The sequence below is a fragment of the Bacillus sp. EB106-04-04-XG123 genome (assembly GCF_058791855.1).
Genome location: NZ_JBYTDZ010000001.1, coordinates 935071 through 948870, shown reverse-complemented (window position 1 = coordinate 948870; position 13800 = coordinate 935071). Strand labels below are relative to the sequence as shown.

Here is a 13800-nt window from a genome sequence, read left to right as displayed (position 1 = left end):
CATCGTAACACATTTTAGACAAAAACTGTTCGAGAAAGTGTGAAATGTGACAACATTTAAAACATGTATTATAAATATTGCTTTTAGAGACTGTCATCCATTACGATAAAGATGTATTTAAAATACTTCTTTTGAAAGAAGGAATGACGATGTTATCTACAGATCAAATGAATGCAATAAAGCAATCAGCTCCTCTACTAAAAGCCGAGGGAACCAAACTTGTCACTGTTTTTTATCAAAATATGATTCGCCAGCACCCGGAGCTGCTCAATCAATTTAATAAAACAAATCTTATGAACGGAAGTCAGCCAGAGGCACTTGCTGCGACATTATATCAGGCTGCACTGCACATTGATCGATTAGAGGAATTACTTCCTGCGGTCAAACAAATTGCCCATAAGCATGTCAGTGTCATGGTCAAAAAAGAGCAGTACTCAATTGTCGGATATCACCTGATTGAAGCGATGGAAGATGTGTTTGGTTTAAGAGAAGAAGATGACACTTTATTAGCGTGGAAAGCTGCATATGACATCATTGCGAATATTTTCATTACCATTGAAGCAGAAATGATGGATGAAAATGTGAAGCAAACAGGCGGATGGGCAGATGTGAAGCCGTTTGTGATAAAGAAAAAGAAGCAAGAATCTCCGTCGCTTATCTCCTTTTATTTAGTACCAGAAGATGAATCAGAGCTGCCAATGTATAAAACAGGCCAATACATTACGGTTCAGACAGATATGCCAGGAGAAGCCTATATGTGCAGCAGACAATACAGCTTATCAGACGGGCATCATCCATCTTATTACCGTATTACAGTGAAGCGTGATGGTCATGTGTCCACATTTTTGCATGATGAAATGGAAGAAGGGGACGTTCTTCAAGTGAGTATGCCGCAGGGAATGTTCTGCTTGCAAGATGACATAAATGAGCCTGTTTATTTTATCAGTGCTGGATCTGGTGTCACACCAATGATTGGTTTAGTGAAAACTGCAGCACAAAACAGCCAGACATTTACGATGATTCATGCTGATCGATTAGAGGATGTCACCGCTTTTGAAAATGAGTTTGAACGCGTTTTAGCTTCAGTTGCCCATGGGCGCATCATTCTATGTAATGAACAATTTGCGCAGTCTGGAAAGGGTGAGCTTGTTGAGAAAGCAGCTTCCCGCATTGATCGTCCATTTCTTCAATCGGTGATCGGAGAAGGGAAAGGCCAATTTTATCTATGCGGTTCCCCGGTGTTTACACAGGAGATCATTCATATTTTAAAAGAGCTGGGAATTCCAGCAGACCATATTCATTTCGAAGCATTCGGCGGGCAATCCACGAAAGAAATGGAAGTCGTCTAAACGGTTGGCGGAACATCATGTTTTTTTACATACGCTCATATAGTAGGGATAAGTCCGATGAGGAGGGATGGTTTCCTTGAGCGTATCTGAAAAACGTCTTTTACAAAGAGCGATTGATGAAATTACAGAAATTGCAGAAGGATTTGGTCTAGATTTTTATCCGATGAGATATGAAATCTGTCCCGCGGAAATTATTTATACATTCGGTGCATACGGAATGCCAACACGATTCAGCCACTGGAGCTTTGGGAAGCAATTTCATAAAATGAAGCTTCATTATGATTTAGGGTTAAGTAAAATTTATGAGCTGGTGATCAATTCAAATCCTTGCTACGCCTTTCTACTTGATAACAATACGCTTGTTCAAAATAAATTAATTGTGGCTCATGTACTGGCACACTGTGATTTCTTCAAAAATAATTGCCGTTTCCAAAACACAAAACGAGATATGGTCGAAAGCATGTCAGCAGCGGCAGAGCGGATCAAAGAATATGAGCATATTCACGGAACAAAAGAAGTCGAATCCTTTTTAGATGCCGTATTGGCTATTCAAGAGCATATTGATCCGTCTCTTGTTCGATCAAAATTAAGCTGGAGTATGGACGATGAAGAAGAATATGAAGATGATAAACCAAAACGTCAAACGCCTTATGATGATTTGTGGGGAATGGATGAGCCGAAGACGCGTGAGAAAAAGAAAACCGTCAAGCAATTTCCGCCGAAGCCGGAAAAGGATCTTTTACTCTTTATTGAAGCGCATTCCCGGGAGCTGGAGCCATGGCAGCGAGATGTTCTTACTATGCTGAGAGAAGAAATGCTCTATTTTTGGCCGCAGCTGGAAACAAAGATTATGAATGAAGGCTGGGCATCGTATTGGCACCAGCGGATTATGCGGGAGCTTGATTTGGATACAAGTGAATCGATAGAGTTTGCAAAATTAAATGCAGGTGTGGTGCAGCCATCTAAAACAGGCATCAATCCTTACTATTTAGGGCTGAAGATTTTTGAAGATATCGAAGAGCGCTATGACAACCCGTGTGAAGAATTAAAAAAAGCAGGGGTCACAGAAGGATCTGGCCGCAGCAAAATGTTTGAAGTCAGGGAAATTGAATCGGATATTTCCTTTATTCGAAACTACTTAACGAAAGACCTTGTGATGAGAGAAGACTTGTACTTGTTTCAAAAGCAGGGGAGAGATTATAAAGTCATTGATAAAGAATGGAAGGCGGTACGTGATCAGTTAGTCAGCATGAGAGTGAATGGCGGCTTTCCGTATTTGACCGTGATTGATGGCGACTATTTAAAAAATAATGAACTTTACATCAAGCATTGGTATGAAGGCATTGAACTTGATCTGAAATACTTAGAAAAAGTCCTGCCGTATTTATATCAGCTATGGGGAAGAAGTGTGCATATCGAGTCAGTTCTTGAAGGAAAAGAAGTCATGTTTTCTTATGATGGAAAAGGGGTTCATAGGAAATATCTCGCATAAGAAAAGACGAAAAAAGATGTCTCTTAGCAGACATCTTTTTTGCTCGTTTTATTGGTTTTTCAGCAGTTCGAAAATGTGCTTTGCTTGATCGGTGTTTTCCATCAGACCTTTTAGCTGCTGGCTTGTTGGACCATATGCATAGAATGGAACTTCATCACCGGTATGACCTGATGTGGTCCAGCCTGTATGTGATCTCGTGTTGATCACTTCTTCAATCGCATCATCAATCTTAACAGCATCCTTTGTTTCAGCTGCCTTTTGAATGGCGGCTGTTTCCTCTTTTGTGAAATCAAGATTGATATATTGTTTCAGCGCTGACTCAACAGGTATGCCGCTGACAATTTTGTTTGCGATAAAGTCAGGCGTCTTTTTCGCTGCTTTGACCGGCTTGTAATCCCAGCTGCCCGAACCGTCTGCTCCAAAGGAAAGTCCGCCAGTTGAATGATCAGCTGTTGTGATGACTAACGTGTTTTTATCCTTTTTCGCAAAACGAATCGCTTCTTCAAATGCTTTCTCAAAATCCTTCACTTCGCTCATCGCACTGACAATATCATGATCGTGTCCAGCCCAGTCAATTTGACTGCCTTCAACCATAAGGAAAAATCCTTTTTTGTTTTTAGACAGCTGTTTGATGGCTGAGGATGTCATATCTTGCAGGGAAGGAGTCGTTTTATCACGATCGATGGCTTTATCTAGACCTCCATCAGCAAAAATGCCTAACACTTTTTCATTTTTGTTTTTTTGTAAGGCGGCTTTATTGGTGACATAATCATAACCGGCTTGTTTGAATTCTTTCGTCAGATCACGATCCTTCCGGACAAAATCGACAAGTCCACCGCCAAGCATGACGTCGACTGTATGCTGTTTTCCGATTTTCTCATCGAAGAAATCATCAGCGATGGCTGCTGTGTTTTTCCTAGACACATCGTGAGCGGCATACGCAGCAGGCGTGGCATTCGTTAATTCAGATGTCACGACAAGACCCGTTGACTTTCCTTTGCGTTTGGCTTCTTCTAAAACGGTTTTTAATTTTTTGCCGTTTTTATTTACACCAATGGCATTGTTGTATGTCTTTTTACCAGTGGCCATGGCTGTACCAGCCGCTGCTGAATCAGTAATGTTACTTTTAGAGTCGTCAGGGTATGTTTTATGCATGCCAGTGAGGTATGGGTCAAACGCTGTTTGCTTTGAAAGGTCACCGTTGTGTTTAAATGAGCGGTAAGTTGAAAGATAAGGTGTTCCCATGCCATCTCCAATCAGCACGATCACATTTTGCACATCATTTTTCGGCTTCTTTTTAGCCTCAGCTTTGTCAGCTTGTCCAAATTCAATCCCTGAAAAAATGCCAATCGATAGCACAGATGCTGCTGCCACTACAGCGATTTTCGTTTTCGAGTTTTTCAACACACTCATTCATTTTGCCTCCTCATTGTTTATGTATCGCTCTTACGTTTACAATGGTAGAGCAGAAGTGTGGATTCCTTTTTACAGCATCGTAAAGTTCACTTTAAAATTGTAAAGGTCCACTTTACATAGAATGAACCAAAAAGAGAAATGAATGTATCATTTATCCATGACAAGGTGTGATTATTTTGTCATGATTGTGTAATGAAAATGAAATAAAAAGAACCCTAAAAAAAAATAAATTTTGCCGAATTAATAAGCATAATGTCGTAGGAAGTCAAGACTATTTCTTCTGGAATTTGATCCTTATAATAGGGAGTAGATAAAAAATCGGATCAGATAGATACATACAGGAGGAACAAATGAAAAAACAATTGATCACAGCTGCAAGTGCAGTTCTACTTGGGACGACATTATTTGCCGGAGCTGCCTCAGCACAATCAGTAAAAGTTCAAAAAGGTGACTCTCTTTCTGTTCTAGCGAAAAGATACAAAACAAGCGTGAGCAAAATTAAATCAGATAATAAGCTGAAATCTAACGTAATTTATGTTGGACAAACCTTAAAAGTGAATGGCACTTCTTCGAAAAAAGCAGTGAAAACATCAAAAACAACAACAAAAGTAAAAACGGCTTCAGCAACTGCCACTCATAAAGTTGTCAAAGGCGATACATTATCGAAGATTGGCAAAAAATATGGGATGACTGTAAAAGAGCTGAAATCGTTAAATAAACTAAAAACAGACCTCATTAAAATCGGGCAAAAGCTAAAGGTGAAAAAGACGTCTAAAGTAAAGACGAAACCTGTAAAAGAAAAATCAGTCTCTACTTCTTCCTTAAACACGTCTAAGCTCATAGCAGATGCTAAAGCGCAAAACGGTACACCATATAGATGGGGTGGAACGACACCGAAGGGCTTTGATTGCAGCGGATTTATGTGGTATATCATTAACAAACAAAAAAAGATTTCAAGACAAACCACTGAAGGCTTCTGGGGATCGATGAAAAGTGTATCCAAACCAAAAGTTGGAGATTTTGTCTTCTTTACAACGTATAAATCGGGTCCATCTCACATGGGTGTCTACCTTGGGAACAACAAGTTTATCCATGCTGCTTCTGACGGAGTAACGATCAGTGATATGACATCAAGCTATTGGAAGCCCATTTATCTTGGAGCGAAAACATTTGTAAACTAATTCATTTTAAGAGACTGCTATGAAGCAGTCTCTTTTTTCATATATCAATTGTGCCGAGGAACTGGTCTTTTCTCATAGATCACTATCAGTCTAAAGGCTTTAAAATAACATAATTGTGGACCCGCTTTTTAAAAAAGGGTCTAATTTTTGTTGCATAATAAGTATACTAAAAAAATATAATCTGCTATGTTGTATAATAAATAGAGAAAGACAAGCTATCAATTGAATAAGGAATGGAGAAAATCTAACCCACTTATTGACAAACATTTCGTTGATATATAAGAATTTTCACTCTATTTTTAAAAAAAGTGTTTTCATTTTTTAATTTTCATATATAATAATTTTACGCCACCAATTTATTGTGCTAAATTTAATCTAAATATTCAGAAAATATTGTTAATTACATGAATGTGGCGTCTTTAGACTGATACTAAGTTTTGGGAGTGATGGTATGAGCAATTCGTTGTTTAGAAAAAAGAGCATTTCAGAGCTCATTGCGGCAACACAAGGGGAAAAAGCATTAAAAAAGGAATTGGGTTCATTTGATTTAACCATGCTTGGCATTGGAGCCATAATCGGGACAGGGATATTTGTTCTGACAGGTACAGGAGCCGTCACTGCAGGGCCAGGACTTGTTCTATCATTTGTCATCGCAGGTCTTGCTTGTTTGTTTGCAGCACTGTCATATGCGGAATTTGCTTCCACAGTGCCTGTATCAGGGTCTGTGTATACATTTACGTACGCATCAATGGGGGAATTTCTAGCGTTTATCATTGGCTGGGATTTAATATTAGAATATATGCTGGCCGCTAGTGCCGTTTCAGCGGGCTGGTCAGGCTATTTTGTGTCATTTTTAAATGGGATAGGGATTCATATACCAGTTGAATTAACAGCAGCACCAGGTGGTTTAAAGGGGCAAGTGACATATTTTAATCTTCCAGCATTTATTATTTTAATGGTCATCACCTTCCTGCTGTATTTTGGTATTAAAGAATCAAAACGAGTAAATAACATCATGGTTATTATGAAAATTGCTGTGATTCTGCTCTTTATTTTAGTCGCTGTGAAATATGTAAAACCTGAAAACTGGACACCATTCGTTCCATTTGGGACATCAGGGGTCTTAAGTGCAGCAGCCCTAGTATTCTTTGCATTTATCGGGTTTGATGCAGTAGCTTCTGCGGCAGAGGAGACAAAAAATCCATCACGCAACCTGCCTAGAGGGATTATAACTTCCTTATTGATTTGTACGCTGCTTTATGTTGTTGTTAGTGCGATTATGACGGGCATCGTTCCTTTCATGAATTTTGAGGGAGTATCACATCCAGTGTCTCTCGTTTTACAAGTAGCCGGACAAAACTGGGTGGCTGGTATTGTGGATGTCGGTGCGATTCTAGGGATGACAACCGTGATGCTTGTCATGCTGTACGGCCAGACACGCGTGATGTTTGCTATGTCTCGAGATGGCTTGGTGCCGAAGGTTCTATCAAAGGTTCATCCAAAGCATAAAACACCTTACATCAATACACTGTTTTTCGGTACATTGTCAGCATTAATGGGTGGATTTATTCCACTTGATGAGCTGGCAAGCCTAGTGAACATCGGGACACTTTCAGCATTCATTTTGATTTCAGTGGCGGTCATTGTGATGAGAAAAACGCAGCCGGACTTACCGAGAGCATTCAGATGCCCAGCAGTTCCGCTTATTCCGATCTTGGCTATTCTATCTTGCGGATTGCTCATTTATAAGCTTGGTGCAATCACCTTTGTTCGTTTCTTAATCTGGCTTGCCATTGGGCTGGTTGTGTATTTCTTATATTCAAGAAAGCACTCAGAATTGAATAAAAAATAACTTAAAAAAGCCCCTGCTACTTGGTGCAGTCAAGTAACACGGGCTTTTGCTTTTGATTGCTGATTAAAAACCTAACTGAAGATCGACATCGATTGATACGATGGCATAGACACAAACAATGACAAAGATATTCAGTACGACACCGAGGAAACCTGGACCCGTACGGCCTTTTTTAATGAACAGTTCAATAATGCCAAATGGAACTGCGGCCATTGCAAAAGGTAGCATTTGAAAAGAATAAAATGTCACGTTGCTGATAATGGCGAGGTTTAGCATGAGCAGGGATAATATCGCTGTGCCGACAGAAATCCAGCCAAATACATTATGCTCTTTAAAGATTCTTACCAATTCCATAATTCCACCTCGCTCACTTTTGCCGTTTTAATGCGTTTTGTCTTCACAAATTTCTCAATTTCTTTAGAAGGTCCAGTGACCACAGAGCCATAAACCGTGACGCCATTTTGATCGATATAGCGTATACGATTAGACAGATCAAGATCAGGTCTGCCAGAGATCGTTGTTGCCCAGGTCGGGTGCTGATTGACATAAGCAAGGGCATCTTTGAATTGATCTACCTCAGTTTTGGATGTGTGCTGAAGCTCTTTTAAAAATTCAGAGTCTTTCCCAGGAAAGCCGATTGGCCGCTGATTTCCACTTAATGAATCCTCTGTTTTAATCGCATTCCACAGCACTTTCATATCGTATTTTTTAGCAAAGGAATAAACATCCTTTGGTGTGTAAGCTTTGTCATAGGATACATACACTTCACTTACTGTTCCTTCAGGAAGCTTGTCTAACGTAGTGAGTGTTTGTTTTTTTGAGGCATCTGCCTGCGCCGAAGGATGAGTAAAGAAACCTTCTGTTTCGCGTGCACTGTCACCATAATAAGAGATGGTAGGCTGCTTTAATTTATCGAAAAACATCTCGATTTGTTCACTGCCAATGGCTTCTGTTTTATTGCCAATTTGTTTTTGCAGCTTCAATTCGGTGTTCATCCCAAAAAGTTTGACCTGACCTTTTAAATCCTTCATATCTATAGCCACGTTTGGTTTGGTCAAAGCGACGGTGACAGCGGCTGTTTCCATGAAGTGATTGCCTTTGCTCTCGGCTCCGCCAACGCCGTAGTATAGATAACTTCCTAATGTACAAAGCGGTAAAATAATGAGTGTTGATATGACAGCAAGTACGGAAATACGTAAATATGACTTTCTTTTTCCGTATTGTAAAATGGCTTTTTGCTTCTCAGGACTGATGGAAAAATCTGTCCAATCCGAGTCGTTCAGTTCCTGGCTTAAGCGTTTTTCGTTTTCTTCAAGCTCTTCCTCAAACGCTATCATTTCTTCCTCATTCATCTCACCATTATTATATTTTTCCCATCGCTTGTTAAACTCTTCATTCATCATTAACACCTCTGTTGTAAAGTGCTTTTAGGCGCTGCCTTGCACGAAATAAAACACTTTTAAAATTTGCTTCAGTAATATTCATGACCTTGGATGCTTCCTTGTAATTTAGTTCTTTTAAATAATACAATGTCAACGCTTCCTTGTAGTTATCTGGAAGCTGCTCCAAATACATGGTGAGTACTTCCTTTATTTCAACCTGTTCAGCAGGGCTTTGTACAGACGTTTGTAAAAGACCGCCAATAAGGTCATCCGATATGGTCACTTCTTTTTTATGTTTCCTGACATAATCAATAAAAGCATTTCGTGCCACCTGAAATAACCAAGGTTTCACTTTGCTATGGTCGTAGGAATGAATATGTATATAAGCACGCATAAAGGTTTCCTGCAATAAGTCCTCTGCCAAATGTTTGTCTTTTGTCATGGAGAGCAGAAACCTGTAAACATCGTTCATATACATTTGATAAATTTCATCGATCGTCACTGATTTTTCTCCCCTCTATGTTATACACGCATAAGAAAGGCATAAAGTTGCACGAAACTTCTCATTACCGTACATTACTCATTTCTTTCGCCGAATCAAAATCATTTCTCCTTATCATAGCGAAATTTGCTTCATTTATAAAGTATTTTCAATAGAACAAATCAGGAAAAAACATCGAAAAACGACAAAATTGGACACAATTCCTATTCTATTCTCCCCTAAAACCATGTGCTTGAATACAGTCAGAACGTTCATTTTAAACGAAAAAGACAGTGAGGATTGGGCTGCTCATAAATTTTTAGTACCAGGTAATAAAAAATTTGTTATAATAGAGACAAATCCTTCATTTTTCAAACAAAGGAAGTGCACTATGTATAAATTTTCAGGCTATACCGTCAAATTAATATTTGGTCTCCGAGGTGGAATCAAAGTATATCAAAAAGAGAATCTGCCAACTGATCGGGGGTTTGTCATTGCTTGTACACATGAGGGTTTTGTGGATGTTCTTGCATTAGGCGCAGGAATTCTTCCGTTTGAGATCCATTACATGGCGAAAAAAGAATTGTTTGCGAATAAATGGATCGGTGGATTTTTAAAAAAGATTCATGCCTTTCCAGTTGATCGAGAGAACCCTGGGCCAAGCAGTATTAAAACGCCCATTAAATTATTAAAAGAGGGAAAGATCGTTGGGATTTTTCCAAGCGGAACACGTACAACAGAGGATGTTCCTTTAAAAAGAGGGGCAGTGACCATTGCGCAGCTCGGTAAAGCGCCAATTGTTCCAGCTGCATATAAAGGACCTTCAAATGCGAAAAGTCTTTTCAAAAAAGGGAAAATGCGCTTAATCATCGGTGAACCGATTGAGCTGTCTGAATTTGACCATCTGCCGCCAAAAGAAAGACTAGGTGCCATGACGGAAGTATTAAACACGAGAATCAAAGAGCTAGAAGCTCAATTAATTGAAAAGTCATAAGAAAAACGACCGCTTGCTTAGGCAAGGGTCGTTTTTTTATTAAGAAGCGCCTTCTTCAGCTGCTTCTAATAATTGTTCATTTAACTTTTTTACTTCGATGTATGCCACATGGTGTCCATCGACTTCATTAATGATAAATTCATAGCCTTGTTCACGAATGGCGTCATTTTTCTCTACTTCATATTTCTGAGTAAGGAACCAGCCGCCGATTGTGTCGACCTCTTCATTATCAAGCTGTATACCTAATAGCAGGTTGACTTGATCAACAAGAACCTTGCCATCAAAGATGTAATGGTCTTCTCCAAGTTTACGCACTTCGTTGATTTCATCAATGTCGAACTCATCACGAATTTCACCGACGATTTCTTCAAGAATGTCTTCAACAGTGACAAGACCTGCTGTACCGCCATATTCATCAGATAAAATGGCCATGTGTACACGTTCACGCTGCATTTTGAGCAATAAATCATGAACAGGAACCGTTTCAATCACATGAATAATCGGATTCACAAACTTTTCGATCGTATCACTTGTAGAACACTCACCGCTAATGCAGGCAGTGAGAACCTCTTTAATATTTAGAACACCGATAATGTTGTCTTTGTCGCCATCTTCAATTGGATAACGTGTATATTTTTCTACCTTTGTTACCTTCAACATTTCCTCAATGGTAATATCATGAGGGAAGCTGACAACTTCAGTACGAGGAATCATAATTTCTTTCGCCAGACGGTCATCAAATTCGAAAATTTTATTTACATATTTGAATTCAGACTGGTTAATCTCGCCGCTCTTATAGCTCTCTGATAAAATAATCCGCAATTCTTCTTCAGAGTGCGCCATGTCATGCTCAGATACTTGCTGAAGACCAAACGCTTTTGTTAACAAACGAGCAGAACCATTTAATACCCAAATGAACGGGAACATCACTTTGTAAAAGATCATCAGTGGTCTAGCAAATAGAAGGGATACTTGCTCCGCCTTTTGAATGGCAAGCGTTTTTGGTGCAAGCTCTCCAACGACAACGTGTAAAAACGTCATGATACTAAACGCAATAATAAAAGTGACAATAGAACTAGCTGATTGAGGAATGGACAGCTCTACAAATAGTGGAGCAAGCATATGTGCAATTGTTTCTTCCCCTAACCAACCAATACCAAGGGCGGTAATGGTAATACCAAGCTGACAGGCTGATAGGTACTCATCAAGGTGAGTCGTTACATGCTTGACAGCAACTGCTGTTTTATTACCTTCTGCGATTAACTGATCAATTCTTGAGCTTCTTAAGCGAATGATCGCAAACTCTGATGCAACGAAAAACGCGGTTAAAGCTATAAGTAAAGCAACTATGAGTAAATTAACTATGTCCAATTAAGGCCTTCGTTCTGACTTTGAGAACGAAGGTAACACCTCCTGTTTAGTAAAAATTTTAACTTAACAGCAGTAAAAATGATTGGACAGCCGTCATTTTTTCAGGAGTAAGCTGTTCTTTTAGTTTTTCACGTTGTTCTGGCTGAAGCTGCTTACAACGTGCCAAAATGCGGTCCATATGCTCATTCATCCGATCGATATCAGAGGTTAAATGGACAAGTTCATCTTGATCTTCCTTTTGAGAAGGAAATTGTTCATCTAATCTGGATTTGATGTCAGAAAGAGCCAATCTCTGCTGTTTGCAAAGAACGATTAATTGTAATCGTTTTAAAGCATATTCATCGTAATAACGATAATTTGAGCAAGATCTAACAGGCGCAAGCAAACCTAGATTTGTATAATAATCTACAGTTCGTTTCGTTACCTGTGCAATCTGTGCTAGTTCACCAATACGATACTTTTTCTCAGCCCCATCTGAACATCTCCTCCTAACCGTCACGTTATAGTTTATGAAAATAGTTTAATATAATTCTAGTCTGAAACACAAGTTAATTGTTCATATTTCCTGCCAATAAGAAGAAACAGAGGAGGATTTCCCTCAATTTAGTCAGTCATGTCAAAAACAGCATGATGATACAGGAATTTTCAGATTATTTATGGTAAGATAAAATGAATACCGTTTCATATATATGTAGAGAGGCGGAATTTTACGTGAACCGGAGGTGGTTAAGTGGGGCCCTCAAAGTCGTCTTATTTAATCAGTTAACCGTTTTGCAAAACATAACATCATCAATCAGGAGGTGACTCCTTGTTCTTCTAAGAAAGAGCAAGGTTAAATGGACGATATTGTTAATCTGAGTATAGTCGGTGTTTTGATTGCTTTAACAGCTTTCTTTGTTGCATCTGAATTTGCCATAGTAAAGGTGAGAAGTTCAAGAATTAATCAGCTTGTTGCCGAAGGGTCCAAAAAGGCCATCATGGCGAAAAAGGTGACATCAAGGCTAGATGAATATTTGTCAGCCTGTCAGCTCGGTATTACAGTGACATCCCTTGGTTTAGGGTGGATTGGTAAGCCGGCTGTGAAAGAACTTTTGGTTCGAGGTTTTGGTTTGACAAACATTCCTGATTCAGCAATCAGCCTGATCTCAGCAACACTTGCGTTCTCTATTATTACCTTTTTGCATGTAGTTGTAGGTGAGCTTGCACCAAAAACGCTTGCCATTCAAAAGGCGGAAAAAATGACGCTATGGCTGTCAGGCCCGCTGCATGCATTTTATATCCTTATGTTCCCTTTCATTTATGTGTTAAACGGGTCAGCCCGTTTGTTAACTAAAATGATGGGCATCGATATGGGGTCTGAAAAAGAACATTCCCATTCTGAAGAGGAATTGAAGATTTTATTATCTGAGAGCTTAAAAAATGGGGAAATCAACCCATCAGAATATAATTATATGAACAAGATTTTCGATTTCGATAATCGAATTGCCAGAGAGATCATGATACCGCGCAGAGAAATTTGTGCGATTCCAGAAGATATGCCGTTAGATGATATCCTCGCCATCATGACGCAGGAAAAGTATACACGTTTCCCTGTGTTTTCAGGAGATAAAGACCATGTTATCGGCATGCTGAACAAAAAGCAGCTCTTTGCAGATCTTGTGTATCAAGGAGAAAAAGATCAACTGAAAATTCAAGATTATATATATCCAGTGATTGAGGTCATCGACACGATTCCTATTCAAGAGCTTCTCGTCAAGATGCAGCGTGATCGAATGCATATGGCGATCTTAACTGACGAATATGGCGGAACGTCTGGGCTTGTCACAACGGAAGATATTTTAGAAGAGATTGTCGGAGATATTCGAGATGAATTCGATGAAGATGAGCAGCCAGTTATTCAAAAAAGAGCCGATCATCATTATGTTTTAGATGGCAAAGTGAGATTGGATGAAGTTCAAGATTTGATCGAGATTTCATATCATGATGAGGAAATTGATACAATCGGCGGGCTCATCTTAAAAGAGAATATTGATATTAGAGAAGGACAATCCATCTATCTTGATGATATTCGAATGAAAGTGCTGGAAATGGATGGACGTTACGTTAAAAAGATTGATTTAAAAAAAGGTGTCACATCGGCAGAAAAAGGCAGTGCACGCACTGGGCTTGATATAAAGGAGCCGCTGCTAGTAAACGAAATGACCTTGAGCGAAAAATAAGCTCAAGGTTTTTTTAGGTATTTAGTCTCTTTTAAACGAATATATGTTCGGTATATAATAAGA

At 39.2% G+C, this 13800-nt stretch carries 12 protein-coding genes; 6 read left to right on the top strand and 6 right to left on the bottom strand.

From position 1 onward, the window contains the following. Positions 1-149: 149 nt before the first annotated feature. Together AC3WTB_RS04960 and AC3WTB_RS04955 are read left to right on the top strand one after the other, a co-directional pair. Positions 150-1349, top strand: coding sequence for a globin domain-containing protein (locus AC3WTB_RS04960; RefSeq protein WP_492333412.1), 1200 nt, complete (start codon positions 150-152; stop codon positions 1347-1349). Between the two features lie 67 nt (positions 1350-1416). Next, complete coding sequence (locus AC3WTB_RS04955) at positions 1417-2841, top strand: SpoVR family protein (protein WP_492333411.1); 1425 nt, start codon at positions 1417-1419, stop codon at positions 2839-2841. Positions 2842-2889: 48 nt separating this feature from the next. Here the strand turns inward: AC3WTB_RS04955 and AC3WTB_RS04950 are convergent, their stop codons facing one another. Next, a complete protein-coding gene (locus AC3WTB_RS04950; protein WP_492333410.1) occupies positions 2890-4254 on the bottom strand; it encodes an alkaline phosphatase in 1365 nt (454 codons plus the stop codon). Positions 4255-4607: 353 nt separating this feature from the next. On the opposite strand from AC3WTB_RS04950, the gene AC3WTB_RS04945 reads away from it, so the two are divergent. Together AC3WTB_RS04945 and bcaP are read left to right on the top strand one after the other, a co-directional pair. Beyond that, entirely contained in the window at positions 4608-5438 is an 831-nt protein-coding gene (locus AC3WTB_RS04945) for a C40 family peptidase (protein WP_126682065.1), read from the top strand. Positions 5439-5889: 451 nt separating this feature from the next. Beyond that, complete coding sequence (gene bcaP, locus AC3WTB_RS04940; RefSeq protein ID WP_024425289.1) at positions 5890-7290, top strand: branched-chain amino acid transporter BcaP; 1401 nt, start codon at positions 5890-5892, stop codon at positions 7288-7290. A gap of 63 nt (positions 7291-7353) precedes the next feature. Here the strand turns inward: bcaP and AC3WTB_RS04935 are convergent, their stop codons facing one another. From AC3WTB_RS04935 to AC3WTB_RS04925, 3 genes are read right to left on the bottom strand one after another with little or no spacing between them, the layout of a single operon-like run. Then, entirely contained in the window at positions 7354-7644 is a 291-nt protein-coding gene (locus AC3WTB_RS04935) for a hypothetical protein (protein WP_024425288.1), read from the bottom strand. Further along, positions 7632-8690 (bottom strand): anti-sigma factor, encoded by a 1059-nt coding sequence (locus tag AC3WTB_RS04930; protein ID WP_041089604.1) that lies wholly within the window; start codon positions 8688-8690, stop codon positions 7632-7634. Before AC3WTB_RS04930 ends, AC3WTB_RS04935 begins: the two co-directional genes overlap by 13 nt. Then, entirely contained in the window at positions 8683-9174 is a 492-nt protein-coding gene (locus tag AC3WTB_RS04925) for a sigma-70 family RNA polymerase sigma factor (RefSeq protein ID WP_024425287.1), read from the bottom strand. Before AC3WTB_RS04925 ends, AC3WTB_RS04930 begins: the two co-directional genes overlap by 8 nt. A 370-nt stretch (positions 9175-9544) precedes the next feature. On the opposite strand from AC3WTB_RS04925, the gene AC3WTB_RS04920 reads away from it, so the two are divergent. Then, entirely contained in the window at positions 9545-10147 is a 603-nt protein-coding gene (locus AC3WTB_RS04920) for a lysophospholipid acyltransferase family protein (protein ID WP_039177489.1), read from the top strand. A 39-nt stretch (positions 10148-10186) separates the two neighbouring features. Here AC3WTB_RS04920 and AC3WTB_RS04915 read toward each other — a convergent pair whose 3' ends face one another. After that, a complete protein-coding gene (locus tag AC3WTB_RS04915) occupies positions 10187-11518 on the bottom strand; it encodes a hemolysin family protein (protein WP_039177491.1) in 1332 nt (443 codons plus the stop codon). A 58-nt stretch (positions 11519-11576) separates the two neighbouring features. After that, positions 11577-12017: a MerR family transcriptional regulator gene (locus tag AC3WTB_RS04910; RefSeq protein ID WP_075622707.1), complete on the bottom strand. Its 441-nt coding sequence runs from the start codon at positions 12015-12017 to the stop codon at positions 11577-11579. A gap of 337 nt (positions 12018-12354) precedes the next feature. Here AC3WTB_RS04910 and AC3WTB_RS04905 point away from each other — a divergent pair, with 337 nt between their 5' ends. Then, positions 12355-13737 (top strand): hemolysin family protein, encoded by a 1383-nt coding sequence (locus AC3WTB_RS04905; protein ID WP_039177497.1) that lies wholly within the window; start codon positions 12355-12357, stop codon positions 13735-13737. Positions 13738-13800: the final 63 nt, after the last annotated feature.

Excerpts from the sequence above, each read along its gene's own strand:
- AC3WTB_RS04960 (WP_492333412.1), top strand. The coding sequence starts at position 150 with ATGTTATCTACAGATCAAATGAATGCAATAAAGCAATCAGCTCCTCTA.
- AC3WTB_RS04955 (WP_492333411.1), top strand. The coding sequence starts at position 1,417 with ATGGTTTCCTTGAGCGTATCTGAAAAACGTCTTTTACAAAGAGCGATT.
- AC3WTB_RS04950 (WP_492333410.1), bottom strand. The coding sequence starts at position 4,254 with ATGAGTGTGTTGAAAAACTCGAAAACGAAAATCGCTGTAGTGGCAGCA.
- AC3WTB_RS04945 (WP_126682065.1), top strand. The coding sequence starts at position 4,608 with ATGAAAAAACAATTGATCACAGCTGCAAGTGCAGTTCTACTTGGGACG.
- bcaP (WP_024425289.1), top strand. The coding sequence starts at position 5,890 with ATGAGCAATTCGTTGTTTAGAAAAAAGAGCATTTCAGAGCTCATTGCG.
- AC3WTB_RS04935 (WP_024425288.1), bottom strand. The coding sequence starts at position 7,644 with ATGGAATTGGTAAGAATCTTTAAAGAGCATAATGTATTTGGCTGGATT.
- AC3WTB_RS04930 (WP_041089604.1), bottom strand. The coding sequence starts at position 8,690 with ATGAATGAAGAGTTTAACAAGCGATGGGAAAAATATAATAATGGTGAG.
- AC3WTB_RS04920 (WP_039177489.1), top strand. The coding sequence starts at position 9,545 with ATGTATAAATTTTCAGGCTATACCGTCAAATTAATATTTGGTCTCCGA.
- AC3WTB_RS04905 (WP_039177497.1), top strand. The coding sequence starts at position 12,355 with ATGGACGATATTGTTAATCTGAGTATAGTCGGTGTTTTGATTGCTTTA.